This is a genomic window from Carbonicoccus niuqiaonis (assembly GCF_050157065.1).
Classification (GTDB): Bacteria; Actinomycetota; Actinomycetes; order Propionibacteriales; family Propionibacteriaceae; genus Avipropionibacterium.
In genome coordinates, this window is sequence record NZ_CP189573.1 from 1,637,865 (window position 1) to 1,657,443 (window position 19,579).

Consider the following 19,579-nt stretch of genomic DNA (forward strand, 5'->3'; position numbering starts at 1 on the left):
CCGGGCGACGGGACGACGTGATGCGGGTGGGGCCACCGCGTGACCCTCGGTGATATCATGATGTCGCCGAAATCTGGAGGTGGTTGTCATGACGAACGTGCTGATTCGTGGACTCAGCGACGAGACTGTCGCTCGGATCGACCGAAGTGCTGCGGAGCTGGGCCTGTCGCGCAACGAGTACCTGCGCCGCAGACTGGAGGGCGACGCACCCCGGCCGACGACGAAGACGAGTGACGAGGACTGGAAGCGGTCCGGGCAGATCTTCGCTGACCTCGCAGACCCCGACGTCATGGCCGACGCGTGGCGGTGACGAACTGGCTCATCGACAAGTCTGCTCTTGTCAGGCTCCAACTCGATCAGGCTGCCGAAACGGAGACCTGGAAGCGCAGGATCGACCGCGGGCTCGTTCGGATCTCGACGATCACACGCCTTGAGCTCGGGTACTCGGCACGAACGGGAAGTGAAGGTCGGGAGGGATTTCGTCGACCACCGCTCTCTCTGATGCCAGTCGAGCGGATCACTCCTGCCATCGAAAGTCGTGCGGAAGAGGTGCAGATGCTGCTCGCTGACCGTGGTCGGCACCGTGCACCGTCCATCCCGGACCTCCTCATCGCCGCCACTGCGGAGAAGACCGGGCTGACGGTGCTGGCGGTGGACAAGGACTTCGACCTCATCGCCGAGCTCACGGGACAACCTGTGGACTCGCTTGTGTTGCGATGACCTTGCAGGCACGGAACACCTGATGCCCATCCGTGTGGGCCACGCTTGGTGGCTGGCCGTCCTCCATGATGAGCTCGTGCCGCATGTTCGTGACCCAGAGTGCGGTGGCGGCGTCAGGGTCGTGTTCCAACGACTGGGATTCGCCATCACTGAAGGGGTGATCCCGATCGCGTTGTGACAGCGTGGCCGAGTTCCCACAGCGCAGGACACACAGTTCCCCACAGCACTCAAAACACACCGGAGGCCCGCACGTGAGTGAACGAGGACTGGTCATTGCCGGACATCGTGGCGCGATGGCGGTGGCGCCGGAGAACACCTTGGCCGGCTTCCGGCGCGGCGTCGCCGACGGTGCCGACCAACTGGAGTTCGACGTCCGGGTGAGCCGCGACGGCCACCTGGTCGTGATGCACGACGCGACGGTCGACCGGACGACCGACGGTACCGGCGCCGTTGCCGACCTGACGTGGGCGGAGGTGCGCTCCCTCGACGCCGGGAACGGGGAACGAGTGCCGGAGCTCCGGGAGGTGTGGGAGGCGTTCCCCGACGTCGACTTCCAGGTCGAGATCAAGGATCCGGCCGCGCTCGCCGGGGTCCTCGCCCTGGCCCGCACCGCCCCGCACGTGGCCGGCGTCACGATCACCAGCTTCCATTACGACGTCGTCACCACAGCACTCGCCGCCGACGGCCCGTGGCGCGTCGGACTGATCTCGGGCGCCACGGAGCGGGAGAAGCTGCTGCGCGGCCTGGCCGAGCACGCGACTCCGGCGACCGAGCCTGCCGACGACCGGTACGTGGTGTTGGTGCACCGTGAACTGGCCGATGAACCGGCGGTCACCGCCTACCGGGCCCGAGGAGGTCGTACCTGCACCTGGGTGATCCGCGAGGCGGTCGAGGTGGCGGCCGTCCTCGAGCAGGGTTGGTGCGGCATCACGATGGACGACCCGGCCATCGGTGTCGCGGCGCGAGACGCCTGGCTGGCGGCCCACGCCTGACCGGCGACCAAGGTCGACCACCGCCTACGATGAGTCGATGGGCCAGCCGATGACCGAGTCCCGACCGCTGCACCTGCGTGCGACCGTCCTGCCCGCGGAGGAGTCCCGGGAGCTGTGGGTCACCGACGGCCTGATCACCGACAGCCCGGTCCGCGGTGCGGAGACGGTGCCCGGTGCGTACGTACTGCCCGGCCTGGTGGACGCCCACTGCCACATCGGGCTCGGACCCGACGGTGCGGTCGACCGGGAGACCGCGATCAGCCAGGCCCGGACCGACGTGGCGTCGGGGGTGCTTTTGGTCCGCGATGCCGGAGTGCCGACCGACACCCGCTGGCTCGACGCCCGCGACGACGTGCCGAAGATCATCCGGTGCGGTCGGCACATCGCCCGGAGCCGCCGCTACATCCGCAACTACGCCGTCGAGGTGGAGCCCGACGACCTGGTCGCCGAGGTCGAGCGGCAGGCCGCCGCCGGGGACGGCTGGGTGAAGGTGGTCGGCGACTGGATCGACCGCGGGCTGGGAGACCTGGCGCCCTTGTGGCCGACCGACGTGGTGGTCGCCGCGGTCGCTCGCGCCCACGAGTTGGGGGCACGGGTGGCTGTGCACACGTTCGCCGAGGAGGCCGTCGCCGACTGGGTGGCCGCCGGCGTTGACTGTGTCGAGCACGGGACGGGGCTGACCGACGAGGTGATCACCGCGATGGCGGCCCAGGGGACCGTGCTGGACCCGACCCTGGTGCAGATCGACAACTTCCCGACCTTCGCCGCGCAGGGGGAGGAGAAGTTCCCGGCGTACGCCAAGCACATGCGCGACCTGTACGACCGGAGCTTCGACACCGTCGGAAAGTGTGTGGACGCAGGGATCGGCCTGCTTGCCGGGTCGGACGCAGGCGGCCTGCGACCCCACGGCACGATCGCCGACGAGGTGGCCCTGCTGGCGCGGGTGGCCGGGGCCGGCACGGCGTTGGGTGCGGCCAGCTGGTGGGCCCGGGGGTGGCTGGGCGCACCGGCCGAACTGACACCCGGAGCACCGGCCGACCTGGTGCTGACCGACGACGACCCGCGGCAGGACCCGACCGCCCTCAAACGCTTGACCGCGGTCGTCCGCGATGGCCGACGACTGGCGTGATCAACTTCCGGTGATCATCACCGGCCGGGTGTCACCTGGTGGCCTTCAGCACCAAACCGTGGACGGCCTGGGCCAGGGCCAACGCCGTGACGGTGAACAACAGCACGACGTCGACCACACCGGCCTGGGTGAACGGCGGTCGCTCCCGGTAGCCGGGCGGCACCACCAGCATCAGGCCGAGCACCAGAGCGACTCCCGCGAGAACCAGCAGGGTGGCCGCGGGGAGTCGCTCCAGGGCTGCCAGCGCCAGCAGCAGCACGATCAGCAGCATCAGGACGAGGGCGAACAGATCGATGGCGCTGCCGCTGCGGATCACCTCCTGCCACAGGTTGCCGTGCTGGCGAGTGTCAGGGGAGCGTTGTCCGTAGTACGGCAGGAACGTCAACACCAGGGCCAGGACGGCCAGCGGCGCATGGAAACGGGCGTACCACCGATCGATGCTTCGCCACGGCTGGACCAGGGCCTCGGCCGTGGGCGTGGCGGCAGACATTCAGGGACACTCCTGAGCGGTGGACATGACCCGTGAGAGCCTCGCACGCCCCCTACCTCACCGCCAGCCGATGGCGACATCCGCATCACGTCCGTCGAGCCGCATCACGCCCGTCGAGCTTGTCGAGACGCCCCTCCACCAGTTCGGGTCGCAGCTCAGACGCTCAGCACGACGGTCGACGTACCGGCCGGCACCGACAGGCTGACCGCCGCCTCGGCGGCCCGGTAGCCGAACCGGGCCGGGATCCCGTTGACGGTGACCCGACGCGGACGGGATGCGTACACCCTGACCGTGCCGGCCTCGGTGGCCCGAACGGTCAGCTCGGTCATGGGTGCGGTGGCCGTCGCCAGGGCGACGTCGACCGGCCGGTCCGAGGCCAGCAGCACCAGGTCACCGATCGTCACGGTGGTGGCGTTGATCGCGCCCAGGCGGTGCAGCGCCCGGGCACCACGGCCACGGGTGAGCTGGGCGACGACGAAGTCCGCATCGGCAACCAGTGTCGTCGCGCCGGCGGCGTCGTCCAACCGGTAGGTGCCGGTGCCACCGGTCCGCTGGGCGACCCACTCGACCTGCCATGCGGCGTCGGCGTCCTCGCCGAGGGTCGCCTTGCGGATGTCGACGTCGGCGTCGGTGAGGATGCCGATCACGTTGCTGCCGACCAGGTTGCGCGAGCTCAACCCGTTGTCGGCCACGGCGTCGGCGGTCGCGGCCGGGATCACCCGGACCGAACTGATCGCCATCGCGGTGCCACCACTGGTGCTGGCGCCGGTGTTGCGGAAGCGGAGCACGTGCTCACCCGCGGTCAGGTGGACCGTGCCGTGGCGGAACGTGTTGCCGGGCACCAGCCCGAAGAACGCCGGGTCGTACGACCCGCCCAACGGCTGGCCGTCCACCGACAGCGCGGTCTGGCCGTACCCGTAGCTGGTCATGAAGATCGTGTCGATCACATGATCCCCGGCGACCGCGATGTCGACCTTGACGTCGATCCAGCCGCCGGCACCACCGGAGTAGGTCAGGTAGGTGGTGCCCGCATTCTCCGTACGGACAGGGGTTCCGGGCGTCGGCCCGCCGGTGTCGACGACCGCGGCGACCAACTGCTCGGCGAGCAGGTGGTGTTCGTCGGAGACCGCAGCAGCCTCCAGCAGGGTGAGGAAGTGGGTCTGCTCGGTGTCGGTGGAGCGGATGCGGGTCTGCACCCCGTACTGTTCCGCGCCCGGGGTGACGGCGAAGGTGACGGTGCGCGTTCCCTGACCGCCGGACCACCCCCACAACTGCGCATGTCCGTTGTGGACATGGAACTCCTGCCCGGCGACTGCCTGGTCGACCGGGCGCGCCGCCCCGTCGACGGCGTGGCCGTACAGCGGGCCGTGGAACATCACCCAGTCCCAGTCGTGGGCTTCGGGAGCGGCCAGCTGGTCGATCATCACGTACCGGTTCCGACCGATCCGCACCACCCGACGGTCGAACTGCGACACCGCCGGGGTGACGTAGCTTCCGGGCGCGGTGCCGACGACGTGGCCGAAGTCGGTGCCGGCGAAGAATCCGGACAGTTCGCCCTGGCCGAGCTGGTCCTGGGAGTCACCGTCGAGCAGGATCGTGCTGTGGCCGGTGCGCTGGCTGAACACGGCGGTCGGTCCGCTGGTGCCGAGGTCCTGGTAACCCGGGTCACGACCGATCCACGCACCGCCGATGGCGAGCTGGACACTGTTCTGGTCGAAGTGGTTGTGACCGAAGGCGGAGTCGATCGCGCGTACGGTGAGCAGGCTGTCCTCGACCGCCCAACCCGAACGCAGACTCGCCAACCCGACCTCCGCAACCAGGCCACTGTGGGGCAGGTCGTCCGGTGTCCGAACGGGTGCGTCGGCCTGGTAGCCGTACAGCTGGTCCATCGCCGGCCAACTGCTGGTGTGGTCGGCCTCGCGCAGCAGCCAACCTGCGTACCCGTTGCCCAGCTCACGGTTCATGTAGTGCAAGGTGGTGCCGGCGTACCCCTTGGCCAGCGCGTCGGAGTAGGAGGCGTACCCGGCGGGCGGGGCGGCCGCGTACACCAGCCACCGCCACATCAGGTCGGTGAAGAAGGGGTGTCGGCTCAATGAGGTGTCGCCGGTGACCCGGGCGAGCGCGGCCAGCGAACGGACCATCGCGTTGGACGAGTAGGCGGTGTAGCTGAAGCCCTCGTTCGAGCCGGACTCCATCCGCGCATCGAGCCACGACTCGAAGACCTCACAGGCGCGGGTCAGGTAGCGCTCGGCCCGGGAGTCCTCGCCCAGCATCACCAGACCGCCCAGGGCGAGCGTCGGGGCGGTCGCACCGATCTGCCCACCACCGGGCACGGTGTCCTCGTACACCAGCTCAAGTCCCTTGCTGGACACGGTTTCGATGAACCGCTCGTGCTGGTCGGGAGTGAGTTGATCATGGACCTGGTCGTACGCGGCGAGCAGGCTCTGGGTGACGTAACCGGTGAACTGGTCGGCCCGCGCACCGAACTGCGGGTCGTTCCACTGCACCCAACCGGCCAGGGTGTCGAGGTAACTGACCACCTTGTCGGCCAGGTCGGTCCGGCCGGTCAGCGTGTACGCCGCGGCGAGCGTGTCCACCCGCTCGGCGATCGCCTTGCCCAACCCCGACCAGTACGGGTACTTGCCGGTGAACCCGGGCGGGGGAGGCATCGGCGCCGGCTGGGTGGGCGGGGAGTCATAGGTGACCCGGTAGCCGTTGTAGTAGCTGACCGAGAACGAGGTCTCGGCGACGAACGCGTCGGCCCGCCCGACGATCTGGTCGTACAACTCCTTGCCGACGACACCGAGCGGGTTGGGTTCGGTGCTGTCCTTGAGCTGGCGCAACCGGGTGACGTCACCGGCGGCCAGGTTGTACCGCGGGTGGGCCGGATGGATCAGCCGGAACTCCCGGTCGGGGGTGGGCGGTACCTCCTCGATGACCACGTCGTCGAACCAGGTCGAGGTCGGGACGGTGAGTGAGTACAGCAGCACGGTGGCCGTCACCGCACCGATCGGCGCGGTCGCGAGCACGTCCACCGGCTGCCAGTCGAGGCTGCGCTTGCCGGGCAGGCCGTACGGGGCGGTCAGCCGGGTGCCCTGGGCGTCCCAGAACTCGAGCCCGAGCATCGGGTTGCCCTGGGCGTTGTACGCCTGCGCGGTGGCGCGGTACTGCGTCCCCGGCGTGATCGGGATCCGGCTGCTCCGCAGACCACCCTTGGTGGTCCAGGAGTCGTGGCCGTGGTGCACCGCGTGGCTGCCGCCGCGTACGTGCTCGTGTGAGGCGTGGTACGGGATCGCCGGGTTGAGCTGGTTCCACAACGTGGGGGCCTCACCGCTGACCAACTCGAAGTCACCGTTGGGGACGCCCAGTTCGGTCGAGGCCTCCACCATGGCGACGTCGTCGAAGACGGCGACGCCGGCGTTGACCGACGAGCTGTAGAGCAGCACCGAGGCCCGGGTCGCCTCGGCGGGAGCGATGTCTCGCACGGCGATCACCTGCCAGCCGTCGTACTCGACGGCGGTGGCGGTGGTGACCCCGATCCGGGCACCGCCGGCACTGCGCCACTCCAGGTAGAGCTGGGGTGCTCCGGAGAAGACCACGACGTGGGCCGTGGCCAGGTACGGGCGGCCCGGCGTCACCGGGAACACCTGGCTGCGCAGGCCACTGCTGGCCGTCCCGTCCGGGTCGGACATGCGGACCGCGACCGACCCGCCGTGCACCGGATCGTTCACCGCGGTGACCGGGAACGCCGTGTTGAACTGGCCCCAGCCGGTCGGGAAGCCGGCTGCGTTCAGCGTCTCGAAGTCGCCGTTGGGGACGAGGTTGTCACCGACCGCCGGTGCGGCGTGTGCGGTGCCGGGGAATCGGCTCAGCACCGTGCCGCCCACCGCCACCACGGCGCCCGCGCGCAACAGGGTGCGGCGCCCGAAGGTGCCGGGCCGGTGGGATTCGGACGCGTGCGTCGTCGGCATGGAAAGTCCTTCGGACATGAAACCGCCTTGTCTCTGGACGCTGCCCGTTCCCCGGTCGAGGCTGCGTCGCCCCCGCTTGTCGCCACCACGGTAGCGATCGTGCGGGAACACGGTCAATACCCGGACAAAATGCCGGACGTCCGGCGGGGCGATGACTCGGTCGGTGTGAACCCAGCTCCGCTGCAGCAAGACCGCAAAGCATTGCAGTCGATCACGGTCGCGTCGTGGCAAGGTGTTGCCAGCCTGAGCGACGATGCTTTCGGTGGCTGGCCGGGTTGCAGTACGTTGGCCGCCACGAGAAATCCGCCACGGCACCGTCCGGGGTGGGACGCAACGGAAGGGAAGTGTCATGGGCGTCACGCTGGCAGACATCGCCGCCGAGCTCGGGGTGTCGACCTCCACGGTCTCGCGTGCCCTGTCGAACCCTGACCTCGTCAACGAGGCGACCCGCGATAGGATCCAGCAGGTCGCGCAGAAGCTCGGCTACCAGGTGCCAGGGATGAGCCGTTCCCGGGCGGTCGGCCGGGGCGTGATCGGCATGCTGGTCCCCGACATCGTGAACCCGTTCTTCCCGCCGATCATCAAGGCTGCCCAGTCCCGGGCCCTGTCCAAGGGGCGGGCGATCATGATCGCCGACCTGGACGAACATCCCGACGACGAGCTCGGGCTGGCGCGGATCCTGCGTGACCGGGTGGACGGTCTGATCGTGGTCTCTCCCCGGGCCACCGACGAGGAACTGGTCGAGTACGGCCAACTGGCCCCGGTGGTGTTCGTCAACCGGCTCGTCGAGGGCATGCCCAGCGTCGTGATCGACAACGCCGACGGGATGCGGGAGGCGGTGGAGCACCTCGCTGCGCTCGGGCACCAGCGGATCGCGTACCTGAACGGCCCGAAGCGGTCCTGGTCCAACCGGTTGCGCCGGGACGCGGTGGCCGCGGCCACCGCCGATCTGGGCGTCGAGCTGGTCGAGTTCGGCCCGTTCGAGCCGGTGGTGCAGTCCGGGGTCCGGGCGGCCGACCTGGTGGTGGCGGCCAAGGTGTCGGCCGTGATCGCCTACGACGACATGATCGCCCTCGGCGTGATGGTGCGGATCTCCGAACGCGGCCTGAAGGTGGGCTCCGACATCAGTGTGCTGGGCATCGACGACTCGCCGATGTCGGGGATGTCCTACCCGGCCCTGACCACCGTGCACGTACCGGGCACCGAGGCCGGCCGGATCGCTGTCGACACGATCAGCGACCTGATCGAGCGCGGCGAGAGCCACGGTCCCGCCACCCGCCGCCTCGACACCCGACTCGTCATTCGCAGCTCGACCCAGAGTCCGGTCACCTGACCCGTAAGCCCTGTCGAGCCTGTACGCCTGTCGAGCCTGTACGCCTGTCGAGCCTGTACCCCCGTCGAGCCTGTACGCCCGTCGAGCCCGTCGAGACGTCCGGGGCCCCTCGACAAGCTCGGGAGCGTGGCCCCTCCGGTACGGAAGCCTGCAACTTGCTGCACTTGCAGTATGGTGTCGCCATGACCTCGCCCAGTGACACATCGCCCCGGACGCTCCAGGCCGGGGAACTGACCGTACGAATCAACGACACCGCCGCCGACCTCGGCCGGGACGCCGCCGCCGTGGTCGCCGACGCCCTGAACGCGGCCATCGCGGCACGGGGTGAGGCGCGCGCCATCCTTGCCACCGGGAACTCACAGTTCCCGTTGATGGAGGCCCTCGCCGACCACGACATCGCGTGGGACAAGGTGACCGCCTTCCACATGGACGAGTACCTCGACATCTCCGACGACCATCCGGCCAGCTTCCGCCGCTGGATGCGCGAGCGTGTCGCCGAGGGCCTGGGCGTCAAGCAGATGCACTACATCAACGGGAACGCCGACCCGGAGGAGGAGTGCGCACGCTACGAGGCGCTGCTGCGGGAGGCGCCGATCGACCTGACCTGCATGGGGATCGGGGAGAACGGGCACCTCGCGTTCAACGAGCCGTACGACGCGAAGTTCGACGACCCGCGGCTGGCGAACGTGATCACGCTCAACGCGGAGTCGCGCGCACAGCAGGTCGGGGAGGGTCACTTCCCCGACGACGCCTCGGTGCCGCAGTACGCGATCTCGCTGTCCATCCCGGCCCTGGTCCAGGCCGAAACGGTGGTCGTGTCGGCTCCCGAGCAGCGCAAGGCGAAGGCTGTCCGCGCCGCGCTGAACGACGAGATCAGCACCGCCTGCCCGGCGACCTACCTGCGTACCGTCGGCAACGCCACGTTGTTCCTGGACGCGGAGTCCGCTTCGCTGCTGTGACAGCAGTCTGGCTCGCGCCGTTGGCGGGGCCACCACGTCGGACAGCGCGGAGGCTGGCATGAGGATCAAGGGATTCGGACCGGAACTCGACGGGTACGCCGACCCGTCGGTCGACCTCGAACGGCACGTCCGACGCCGTACGGAGGCCGCGGTCGCCGCGTGGTCGGCCGAACCGTGGGACACCCCCGACCAGGTCCGGGCACATCAGGCACGGATCCGGGCAGCCGTGCTCGCCGGGATCGGTGGACTGCCCGAGTTGCCCACCGAACCGCCGGTGGTCGTGCATCGCGAGCCGGTGCCGGCACGACCCGGGGAGCAGACCGGGGGAGTCGAGGTCGAGCGGATCGTCTTCGAGTCGCTGCCCGGGGTGTTGGTGTCGGCCCTGTTGCACCGTCCGCCGGGCCACGCGACCGCGACGGCGCCGGGCCCGGCCGTCGTGTTCGCCTGTGGTCACATGCGGGAGGCGAAGGGTGGTGCGCGCTACCAGATCGTCTGCAACACCCTCGCCGCCGCCGGGTTGACGGTGCTGGCGGTCGACCCGCACGGCCAGGGCGAGCGGATCGGTTCAACCGATCATGACCGGGACACCAGCCGCGGGTGGGGTGTCGAGGAGCACTTCCGCACCGGGATCCCGCTGTGGTGGCAGGGCCGGTCGCTGATGTCGTACATGGTGGCCGACCTGATCCGCGCGGTGGACCTGCTGGACGCGATGCCGGAGATCGATTCGGAGCGGATCGGCGTCACCGGCAACAGCGGTGGCGGCACCCAGACCACGATCGCGATGGCGCTCGAGCCGAGGCTCGCCGCGGCCGCGCCGGGGACGTACGTCACCTCCCGGCTGGCCTACCAGCGGACCGGGCAGTTGCAGGACCCCGAACAGCACCTGCTCGGTGGCACCACCGCCGGAGTTGATCATGGTGACCTGTTGGCCGTGATGGCCCCGCGGCCGGTGCGCGTGCTGGCGGTCTCCTCGGACTTCTTCGTGATCGACGGGACCCGCGAATCGATCACCCACGCCGGTCGAGCCTTCACCACCCTCGGAGCGCCGGAGGCCTTGTCGTGCACGGTTGCCGAGGGCACCCACTCCTACAACGACGAACTTGCCGCCGCATCGGCCGCCTTCTTCGCCGACGTGTTCGGGCTGCCCGCACCGGCACCCGCAGTCGGCCCACACGTACCGCTGCCGGAGGAGCAGGCCTGGACCGGTCCACAGGGGCTGCTGATCGCCGACCGCCCCGAGTCGGTGTCGATCACTGACCTGATCACCCGTGGGGCATCCGAGCCCCTCGACGTGCCGGATCCCGTTGCCTGGTTGACCGATCGCGTGCTCGGCCCGCGTGAGGTTCCGGCCCACGCGGATGTGCGGTGGATCGGCGACGAGGCCGAGCCGCGCCTGTTCTGGAAGAGCGAGACCGACCTGTACGCCGCCGGAGTGCTGCTGCCACCGCTGCAGGCCGAAGGATCGACCACCGAGCCGGTGCTGACCCTGGTGCTGCTGGACGACGGGACGGCCACCGCCGCTGCCGGACTCGACGACGACCTGGTGGCGGGTCCGGCAGCCGGGCCGTGCCTTGTGCTCGACGTGCGTGGCACCGGTGCGCTGGCCGTCCGGGCCCGGGGGAACGTCGAGGCGGGCAGCGTCCGCAGCCACCTGTCGAAGCTCAGCCACGACCTGCTCTGGCTGGATGACAGTCTCGCCGCCGGCCGGGTGTACGACATCGTGCGGGCAGCCGATGTGTTGACCACCGATCCCGCGATGGTCCGGCGCTGGCCCGGACTCGACACCGCGGCCGAGGTCCACCTGGTGACCGGAGCGCCTGTCCCCGGGCTGTACGCCGAACTCGCTTCCCGCGTGTCAGCCGGGCGCCCAGCCGGCGCCGGTGCCCGGATCACCAAGGTGCGCCACACTGCCGGAGTCCTCGACCCGGTGGCTGCGGCGAGGACCGTCGTTGCCCCGGGTCAGACACCTGACGGGTGGCAGGCGCTCATCCCAGGCCTGGGCCGGGTCCGCTTCTGACGGGGGCCAACCTCGCGAATCCGCCCCGAGTCGCAAGAATCCGGCCACTGGGGTCGAACTCTGCGACGCGGGGCGGATTCGCGCCGCCATCGCCGGTGCTTGGATGTGTGAGGGCTCAGGCGGGGCGCTCGGCCAGCCACCGCTGACCGACCTGCTGCTGGACGTCGAAGCCGGCCAGGATGGCGGGTGCGGCCGACTGCTCCAACTTCTTGCCCAGCAGGGGAATGTTCACCTTCAGGTCGGCCTTGAGGTCGATCGTCGACCCCGGGCCGCCCGGTGCCAGTTCCACGGTGCCGGACAGATTGACCGGTTGTCCGGGGACGGTCAGCTTCACCTGTCCGGTGCGGCCGCCGTCGGGACGCGCGTCGCCCCAGGTGATCTCCTCGACCACGGTCAGCGTCGGTCCGGTGAACTTGCTCGCGCTGTCCGGCGCCGGCAGCACCCGACGGGAGGTGGTGGTGCTTCCGGACACGGAGCACTCGTACTCGCGAGCGTGTCCGGCGACGCAGACCTCGTCGAGGAACTCCTTGGTGGTCAGCATCTCGAAGACCCGGGCGGGGTCGGCGGCGAACTCGGCGCGCGAGGAAATGTCCATGGCGACATCCTGACACCCCGCGGGTCGCCGCCCGTGACGCCCCTCCGGCCCCGGCCCGTGTCGCGGACCCCGGGCACGCTGTCCGCGACACGGGCCATACCACCGGTGCGACTGGCATGGCGATTGGTTAGGGTCGCAGGTGAGCGCGGGACACGCGACGCAGGCAACACAGCGGAGGGGGCCACGGCCGTGGCGGGAGACATGTCGGGGCGGCTGGACGAAGTGGCCGCACGCGCCACCGAGCTGGCAGCAGAAGTGGGCGCCGGACCCGAACAGGCCAAGGAGTTCCTGCGCCACTACTTCCGACACGTCGACGTCGACGACGTGCTGGCTCGCGCCACCGATGACCTGCTCGGTCTGGTCGGGGCGCACTACCGGCTCGCCCTGCAACGCCAGGTGGCGACCGCCAACGTCGCGGTGTTCACGCCCCGGGCCGCCGAGGACGGCTGGTCTGCCCAGGGGGCGACCGTCGTCCAGTTGATCACCGACGACAAGCCCTTCCTGGTCGACACCGTGACGATGGAGGTGATCCGACAGGGCTGGAGCGTGCGCGAGATCTACCACCCCCAGTTCGTCGTGCACCGCGACGTCACCGGCAAGCTGCACGACGTCGTGCACACCGCCGAGGCCAAGGGTGACGCGACGGCCATCCACGAGTCGTGGATCCACCTCGAGCTGCTGCCCGGCCCCACCCATCAGACACCGGCGGACCTCGCCGACGGCCTGCAGCGGGTGCTCCGCGACGTGGAGGAGGCCGTGGAGGACTGGGGCAAGATGCGCGAGCGGGCGGCCGCCGTGGTGACCGACCTCGAAGGGGAGGAGCGGGCGCTGCTCGAGTGGCTCGCCGGCGACAACTTCACCTTCCTCGGCTACCGCCGCTACCGGGTGGCCCACGACCGCTCCGGCTATGAACCGGTCCCGGGCACCGGACTCGGCATCCTGCGCGCCGACAGCGACACCGAACATGCCTTCCACGCCTTCGATCCCGACGCCGGCACAGACGAACGGGTGGTGATCACCAAGGACAACTTCAAGTCGTCGGTCCACCGGCCCAACCACCTCGACTACATCGGGGTCCGGTCCTTCGACGACGCCGGGAACCTCACCGGCGAGGACCGCTTCCTCGGCCTCTTCGGTGCCTCGGCCTACAACGAGTCGGTGACCAGGCTGCCCCTGCTGCGCCGCAAGGCCGAGCACATCCTGGCCGACACCGGCTACGACCCGGCCAGCCACGGCGCGAAGGCCGTGATGGCGGTGCTGGACAACTACCCCCGCGACGAACTGTTCCAGGCCGACGTCAGCCAGCTGGGCGAGGCCGTGGAGACGATGTCACGGTTGAAGGACCGGCGGCAGGTCCGACTGTTCACCCGCCGCGACCGCTACGACCGGTTCGTGTCCTGCCTGGTGTTCATCCCGCGTGACCGCTACACCACCGCGGTCCGGACCCGGATCCAGCAGATCCTGTGCCGCGAGCTCGGCGGCGAGACCGCCGACTTCACCGTCGCCGTCTCCGAGGCGGTACTGGCCCGCCTCCACCTGGTGGTCCGGGCGCCGATCGGACAGAAGATCCCCGGTCTCGACGTGGCCGCGGTGGAGGAGATGCTGACCCGGGCCACCCGGACCTGGGACGACGACTTCGCCGACGAGCTGGCCAGTCAGGAGGCCGACAGCGCTCTGGCCCATCTGGCCGCCGGACTGCCCGACGGCTACAAGGAGAACTTCACCGCGCGTCAGGCGATCCTCGACCTGACCGCGCTGGCGACGGCCCGGCCCCCGGCCGACGTCGACGGGGAACAGGCCGACGAGCCGGCCGAAACGGCAACCGACGAGGCGTTGCCGCGGGAGGGCACGACCCGCCGTGAACTGCCGTTGGCGCTGTACGCGCCGGACGAATCGGGCGACCACGCCGACCTGCGGTTGAAGATCTTCTGCCGCGGCACCAGCCTGTCGCTGACCGAGGTGCTGCCGCACCTGTCGTCGCTCGGGGTCGTGGTGATCGACGAGCGGCCGTACGTGATCGCCGAGGGCACCCCGGAGGCCAGCCACATCTACGACTTCGGGCTCACCGTGCCCGGTGGCCGGAGCGCGGTCGGCACCCGGTGGAGTGCGGCCGACCGCCACCGCTTCATGGACGCGTTCAACGCATCGTGGCAGGGCAGCTCGGAGTCCGACGGTTTCAACGCGTTGATCATGGCGGCGGGGCTGACATGGCAACAGGCACACCACCTCCGGGCGATCGCCCGCTACCTGCAACAGGTCGGCAGCACCTACAGCCAGGCCCACATCGCCGGCTCGCTGCTCGCCCACACCGACATCACCGACAAGCTCGCCGAGCTGTTCACCGTACGGTTCGACCCGGCCCATGAACCGGCCGGTGGCGACCGCACCGCCGGGGCGACGCAGCTGACCGACGAGGTCGTCGCGATGCTGAACGACGTCGAGAGCCTCGACCATGATCGAATCTTCCGCTCCTACCTGCAGGTGATCAACGGGATCATCCGCACCAACGCCTACCGTCACGACCGCGAGTGCCTCGCGTTCAAGGTGTTGCCCCGGCAGATCGACGGGCTGCCCGAGCCGCGGCCCGCGTACGAGATCTTCGTGTACTCCCCGCGGGTCGAGGGCGTCCACCTGCGGTTCGGTGAGGTCGCCCGCGGTGGGCTGCGGTGGTCGGACCGTGCCGAGGACTACCGCACCGAGGTGCTCGGCCTGGTGAAGGCACAGATGGTGAAGAACACCGTGATCGTGCCGGTGGGGGCCAAGGGTGGCTTCTACTGCAAGCAGCTCCCGGATCCGACGGTCGACCGTGATGCCTGGTTCGCCGAAGGCGTGGCCTGCTACAAGATGTTCATCGGCGCCCTGCTGGACGTCACCGACACGATCGTCGAGGGCGCGATCGTGCCGCCGACCGAGGTGGTCCGCCACGACGGGGACGACGCCTACCTGGTGGTCGCCGCCGACAAGGGGACCGCCTCGTTCTCCGACATCGCCAACCAGATCGCGGTCGATCGCAGCTTCTGGCTGGGCGACGCGTTCGCCTCCGGCGGCTCGGCGGGCTACGACCACAAGGGCATGGGCATCACCGCCCGCGGTGGCTGGGAGTCGGTGAAGCGTCACTTCCGGGAGTTGGACCGCGACTGCCAGACCGAGGACTTCACCTGTGTCGGGGTGGGGGACATGTCCGGTGACGTGTTCGGCAACGGCATGCTGCTCAGCCGCCACACCCGACTGGTGGCCGCGTTCGACCACCGGCACGTGTTCGTCGACCCCGACCCGGAGGCGGCGGCCGGGTTCGCCGAGCGCGAGCGGCTGTTCCAGCTGCCCCGGTCGAGCTGGGCCGACTACGACACCAGCTTGATCAGCAAGGGCGGCGGCGTCTTCGACCGGAAGCTGAAGTCGATCACCATCACCCCCGAGATGAGGGAGGCCCTCGGCATCGACGCCGACGTCGCCACGCTCACCCCGACCGAGTTGATCACCGCGGTGCTGAAGGCCCCGGTCGACCTGCTGTGGAACGGCGGCATCGGGACGTACGTGAAGTCGAGTGCGGAGACCGACGGCCAGGTCGGCGACCGGGCGAACGACGCGGTCCGGGTGGACGGCCGCGACCTGCGTGCCAGGTGTGTCGGCGAGGGCGGCAACCTCGGGTTCACCCAGCGTGGCCGGATCGAGTACGCGGCGGCCGGCGGTCGGATCAACACCGACTTCATCGACAACTCCGCCGGTGTCGACTGCTCCGACCACGAGGTCAACATCAAGATCCTGCTGGCCGGTGAGGTGGCGGCCGGCCGGCTCACCACCCCGGAGCGGGACCGGCTGCTGGCCGCGATGACCGACGAGGTCGCCGACCTGGTGCTGCGGCACAACTACGACCAGAACCTGGCGTTGGCGAACTCGCAGTCCCAGGCAGGCTCGATGGTCACCGTCCACAAGGACTGGATGAGTGAGCTGGAGAAGTCGGGCCACCTCGACCGGACGATCGAGTTCATGCCGAGCACCCGCGAGATGGAGCGCCGACGTGAGGCGGACCAGGGATTGACCGCACCCGAGACCGCCACGCTGATGGCGTACACCAAGATCAGGATGGCCGAGGACGTGATCGCCTCCGACCTGCCGGACGACCCGTGGCTGGCCGATCGGTTGATCAACTACTTCCCCACACCGATGCGGGAACGGTACGCCGAGGTGATGCCCGAGCACCCGCTGCACCGCGAGATCATCGCCACCGTGGTCGTCAACGATGCGGTCAACCGGGCCGGCATCACCAGCTGGCACCGGTTGGGCAAGGAGAGCGGGGCGCCCGTCGTCACGACGATCCGCGCCCACCTGGTGGCCCGGGAGGTGTTCGGCGCACGGCAGCTCGAGCAACGGATCGAGGCCCTCGACAACCAGGTGTCGGCGTCGGTGCAGACCCGGATGCGGATGGAGGTCCGGACGCTGGTGGAGCGTGCCACCCGGTGGGTGATCAACAACTGCCGCCGACCGATCGACATCGCAGCCACCGTGACGGAGTACGCCGAGCAGGTGGCCACGGTACGGGACCAGCTGCCCGAGCTGTTGGTCGGCCGCGAAGCCGCTCGGTTCGCCGACCGGCTGTCCAACTACACCCAGGCCGGGGTGCCCGAGGACCTGGCGCGGGCGGTGGCCGTGCTGCCCGAGTCGTACGCGGCCCTGGGCATTGCCCGGATCGCCAACCAGGGCAGGTACGACCCGTGGCTCGTCACCGCCGTCCACGTCCGGCTGGGGGAGTTGATCGGGCTCGACCAGCTGTTGGTGACGATCGTGGACCTGCCCCGGACCGATCGGTGGCAGACGATGGCGCGGGCCACGCTGCGCGACGACCTGCACACCCTGCACGGCCAGCTCGCGCAAGCGGTGCTGCACCACGCGGACGGGGCCGAGGTCGATGCGGCCGGTGCCGGCAGCGCGTCGTCGGCGGAGACGGTCGCGGCGATCGTTCGCGCCTGGCAGGAGCAGAAGCCGGGACTCACCGACGCCACCGAGCTGTTGGCCGACATCACCGCCGGTGGTGCCGACCTGGCCCGGATGTCGGTCGCGCTGCGCGTCGTCCGGTCACTGGTCGCCGATGCGTGACCGGACGGGTACATTGGCCGACCATGATCAACCCGACGGGCCAGGACCGGACGACCACCGCCCCTGAGACCAGCGAGACGAGCACCAGCACCACGGGCACCAGCAACACGGGCACCAGCAGCACGGGCACCATCGACGTCCTGCTGGTGGGGGCCGGGCACCGCACCCTGCGTTATGCCGGCTACGCCGAGGAACACCCCGACCAGATGCGGGTGGTCGGGGTGGTCGACCCCAACCCGGTCCGGCGTCGCGCCGCGGCCGAGCGGTTCGGCATCCCCGCCGAACGCCAGTGGGAGCGGGTCGCCGACCTGCCCGACGAACCGGTCGCTCGGGCCGCCATCAACGGCACGATGGACGCGCTGCACGTTCCGCTCGGTCTGGCCCTGCTCGACCTCGGCTACGACATGCTCCTCGAGAAGCCGGTCTCGCTCGATCCGGCCGGACTGCTGCAGCTGGAGGAGCGAGCGTCGGCCACCGGCCGGACCGTGGCCGTCTGCCACGTGCTGCGGCACGCCCCGTTCTACGCCGAGATCAAGCGCCGGGTGCACGCCGGTGAGATCGGCCGGGTGCTGTCGATCGACCTGGCCGAGCAGGTCGCGTACGACCACATGGCCAGCGCCTTCGTCCGGGGCCGGTGGCGCAACGAGGCCGAGTCGGGCTCGTCGATCCTGCTCGCCAAGTGCAGTCACGACATGGACCTGATGTCGTGGTTCGCCGGGCCGACCCGCCCGGTCCGAGCCACCAGTGCGGGGTCGTTGAGCTGGTTCACCGAGGCGAACGCGCCGGCCGGCTCGGGTACCCGTTGCCTGACCGACTGCGCGATCGAGGAGTCGTGCGCCTACTCGGCCAAGCGGGTCTACGTCGACCTGGGCCGCTGGGGGGCGTACGCGTGGGAGTCGCTGGAGCACCTCGACCACCCGGCCACCGACGAGGAGAAGTTGGCGTCACTGGCGACCGACAACCCGTTCGGCCGCTGTGTGTGGCGGACCGACAACACCGTCGTCGACCGTCAGGGCGTCCTGGTCGAGTTCGAGAACGGGGCCACCGGCACCATGACGATGGCCACGACGGCGGCCAAGGGATCACGGACCATCCACCTGGTCGGTACTGCCGGCGAGATCGAGGGCAAGATGGAGGAGGACCAGTTCGTGTTGCGTCGCTTCGACGCGTCGGGGGTCCACCACAGCGAGGAGGTCGTCGACACCGCCGGTGGGGAGGACTTCCACGGCGGTGGTGACCTGCGATTGGTCGGCGACTTCGTCGCAGTGCTGAACGGCGAGCAGCCGTCGTTGTCGACCACCGACCTGGCGGGGTCGGTCAACGGTCAGCTGTCGGCCTTCGCGGCCGAGGAGGGGCGCCGTACCGGCAGCTGGGTCGAGCTCGACGAGATGCGGGGCCGGTACGGTGACTGACCGACCCGGCGACGACACGCGCCGACTGCGGATCGACCTGCACACCCATTCGGCGGTCAGTGACGGCACCGACGCCCCGGCCGACCTGGTCCGGGCGGCCGAGCGGGCCGGGCTGGACGTGATCGCGCTGACCGACCACGACACGATGGACGGGATCGCCGAGGCCGTCGCGACGGGCGAGGAGGTCGGGGTCCACGTGGTTGCCGGCATGGAGGTGTCGACCCGGTTCCGCGGGCGCAGTGTGCACCTGCTGGCGTACGGCGCCGACATCACCCACCCCGGCCTGGCTGCGGAGTTGACGCACATCCGGGCCGGCCGTGACGACCGGTTGGGGCCGGTGCTGGCGAAGCTGGCCGAGCTGGGCGTCCCGGTGACCCGGGAGCAGGTGATGACCCAGGTCGGCGGGTCACCGTCGATCGGACGGCCCCACATCGCCGACGCGTTGGTGGCGGCCGGCCACGTCGCCGACCGGACCGAGGCGTTCGACCGCTACCTGGCCGATGGTGGCCCCGCCCACGTCCCGCGCTACGCGGTCGAGCTGACCCGCGGCATCGACCTGGTCCGCGAGGCCGGGGGCGTGACCGTCCTGGCGCACCCGTGGGGACGCAGCACCGGCGAGGTGATGACCCCGGACGTGATCCGGATGCTGGCGTACGAGCACCACCTCGACGGGATCGAGGTCGACCACCAGGACCATGACGCGGCGGCGCGCGAGCAGTTGCGCACGCTGGCCGGTGACCTGGGCCTGCTGCCCACCGGATCGAGCGACCACCACGGACTCGGCAAGGTCGACCACGAGCTCGGCTGCAACACCACCGACCCTGACGTCTACGCCGAACTGATGGGCCGTCTCAAGCGGTCCTGACC

The 19,579-nt window shown here is 70.0% G+C and carries 13 protein-coding genes; 10 read left to right on the forward strand and 3 right to left on the reverse strand.

Going from position 1 to position 19,579, the window contains the following annotated elements; translation table 11 throughout:
• Nucleotides 1-88 precede the first annotated feature (88 nt).
• The 4 genes from vapB to ACQBAU_RS07535 all read left to right on the forward strand — a co-directional run bounded on the left by vapB (nucleotide 89) and on the right by ACQBAU_RS07535 (nucleotide 2,841).
• The gene (gene vapB / locus ACQBAU_RS07520; RefSeq protein WP_465255795.1) at nucleotides 89-310 is read left to right on the forward strand and encodes a type II toxin-antitoxin system VapB family antitoxin; all 222 of its coding nucleotides are present in this window, start codon (nucleotides 89-91) and stop codon (nucleotides 308-310) included.
• Nucleotides 301-720: a PIN domain-containing protein gene (locus tag ACQBAU_RS07525; protein WP_465255796.1), complete on the forward strand. Its 420-nt coding sequence runs from the start codon at nucleotides 301-303 to the stop codon at nucleotides 718-720. The genes vapB and ACQBAU_RS07525 overlap by 10 nt, the downstream gene beginning before the upstream one ends.
• A gap of 251 nt (nucleotides 721-971) precedes the next feature.
• On the forward strand, nucleotides 972-1,712 hold the full coding sequence (locus tag ACQBAU_RS07530) for a glycerophosphodiester phosphodiesterase (RefSeq protein ID WP_434550090.1): 741 nt from the start codon (nucleotides 972-974) through the stop codon (nucleotides 1,710-1,712).
• 37 nt (nucleotides 1,713-1,749) lie between these two features.
• Complete coding sequence (locus ACQBAU_RS07535) at nucleotides 1,750-2,841, forward strand: amidohydrolase family protein (protein ID WP_434550089.1); 1,092 nt, start codon at nucleotides 1,750-1,752, stop codon at nucleotides 2,839-2,841.
• Nucleotides 2,842-2,872: 31 nt separating this feature from the next.
• On the opposite strand, the gene ACQBAU_RS07540 is transcribed toward ACQBAU_RS07535, so the two are convergent.
• Nucleotides 2,873-3,331, reverse strand: coding sequence for a hypothetical protein (locus ACQBAU_RS07540; protein WP_465255797.1), 459 nt, complete (start codon nucleotides 3,329-3,331; stop codon nucleotides 2,873-2,875).
• A 155-nt stretch (nucleotides 3,332-3,486) separates the two neighbouring features.
• Nucleotides 3,487-7,302, reverse strand: coding sequence for a heparinase II/III domain-containing protein (locus ACQBAU_RS07545; protein ID WP_465255798.1), 3,816 nt, complete (start codon nucleotides 7,300-7,302; stop codon nucleotides 3,487-3,489).
• A 349-nt stretch (nucleotides 7,303-7,651) separates the two neighbouring features.
• Here ACQBAU_RS07545 and ACQBAU_RS07550 point away from each other — a divergent pair, with 349 nt between their 5' ends.
• From ACQBAU_RS07550 to ACQBAU_RS07560, 3 genes are all read left to right on the forward strand, one after another.
• Complete coding sequence (locus tag ACQBAU_RS07550) at nucleotides 7,652-8,635, forward strand: LacI family DNA-binding transcriptional regulator (RefSeq protein WP_465255799.1); 984 nt, start codon at nucleotides 7,652-7,654, stop codon at nucleotides 8,633-8,635.
• Nucleotides 8,636-8,817: 182 nt separating this feature from the next.
• Entirely contained in the window at nucleotides 8,818-9,594 is a 777-nt protein-coding gene (locus tag ACQBAU_RS07555) for a 6-phosphogluconolactonase (protein ID WP_434550085.1), read from the forward strand.
• Between the two features lie 58 nt (nucleotides 9,595-9,652).
• Nucleotides 9,653-11,611, forward strand: coding sequence for an acetylxylan esterase (locus ACQBAU_RS07560; protein WP_465255800.1), 1,959 nt, complete (start codon nucleotides 9,653-9,655; stop codon nucleotides 11,609-11,611).
• 115 nt (nucleotides 11,612-11,726) lie between these two features.
• On the opposite strand, the gene ACQBAU_RS07565 is transcribed toward ACQBAU_RS07560, so the two are convergent.
• Complete coding sequence (locus tag ACQBAU_RS07565; protein ID WP_465255801.1) at nucleotides 11,727-12,206, reverse strand: DUF2505 domain-containing protein; 480 nt, start codon at nucleotides 12,204-12,206, stop codon at nucleotides 11,727-11,729.
• A gap of 201 nt (nucleotides 12,207-12,407) precedes the next feature.
• Between ACQBAU_RS07565 and ACQBAU_RS07570 the strand changes: the two genes are divergently transcribed.
• The 3 genes from ACQBAU_RS07570 to ACQBAU_RS07580 are packed head-to-tail and all read left to right on the forward strand — an operon-like array spanning nucleotide 12,408 to nucleotide 19,577.
• On the forward strand, nucleotides 12,408-17,300 hold the full coding sequence (locus tag ACQBAU_RS07570) for an NAD-glutamate dehydrogenase (RefSeq protein WP_465255802.1): 4,893 nt from the start codon (nucleotides 12,408-12,410) through the stop codon (nucleotides 17,298-17,300).
• A 23-nt stretch (nucleotides 17,301-17,323) separates the two neighbouring features.
• Complete coding sequence (locus ACQBAU_RS07575; RefSeq protein WP_465255803.1) at nucleotides 17,324-18,712, forward strand: Gfo/Idh/MocA family protein; 1,389 nt, start codon at nucleotides 17,324-17,326, stop codon at nucleotides 18,710-18,712.
• Between the two features lie 25 nt (nucleotides 18,713-18,737).
• Nucleotides 18,738-19,577: a PHP domain-containing protein gene (locus ACQBAU_RS07580; protein WP_434550149.1), complete on the forward strand. Its 840-nt coding sequence runs from the start codon at nucleotides 18,738-18,740 to the stop codon at nucleotides 19,575-19,577.
• Nucleotides 19,578-19,579: the final 2 nt, after the last annotated feature.

Coding starts and splice junctions, on each gene's coding strand:
- vapB (WP_465255795.1), top strand. CDS start 89: ATGACGAACGTGCTGATTCGTGGACTCAGCGACGAGACTGTCGCTCGG.
- ACQBAU_RS07535 (WP_434550089.1), top strand. CDS start 1,750: ATGGGCCAGCCGATGACCGAGTCCCGACCGCTGCACCTGCGTGCGACC.
- ACQBAU_RS07540 (WP_465255797.1), bottom strand. CDS start 3,331: ATGTCTGCCGCCACGCCCACGGCCGAGGCCCTGGTCCAGCCGTGGCGA.
- ACQBAU_RS07545 (WP_465255798.1), bottom strand. CDS start 7,302: ATGCCGACGACGCACGCGTCCGAATCCCACCGGCCCGGCACCTTCGGG.
- ACQBAU_RS07550 (WP_465255799.1), top strand. CDS start 7,652: ATGGGCGTCACGCTGGCAGACATCGCCGCCGAGCTCGGGGTGTCGACC.
- ACQBAU_RS07555 (WP_434550085.1), top strand. CDS start 8,818: ATGACCTCGCCCAGTGACACATCGCCCCGGACGCTCCAGGCCGGGGAA.
- ACQBAU_RS07560 (WP_465255800.1), top strand. CDS start 9,653: ATGAGGATCAAGGGATTCGGACCGGAACTCGACGGGTACGCCGACCCG.
- ACQBAU_RS07565 (WP_465255801.1), bottom strand. CDS start 12,206: ATGGACATTTCCTCGCGCGCCGAGTTCGCCGCCGACCCCGCCCGGGTC.
- ACQBAU_RS07570 (WP_465255802.1), top strand. CDS start 12,408: ATGTCGGGGCGGCTGGACGAAGTGGCCGCACGCGCCACCGAGCTGGCA.
- ACQBAU_RS07575 (WP_465255803.1), top strand. CDS start 17,324: ATGATCAACCCGACGGGCCAGGACCGGACGACCACCGCCCCTGAGACC.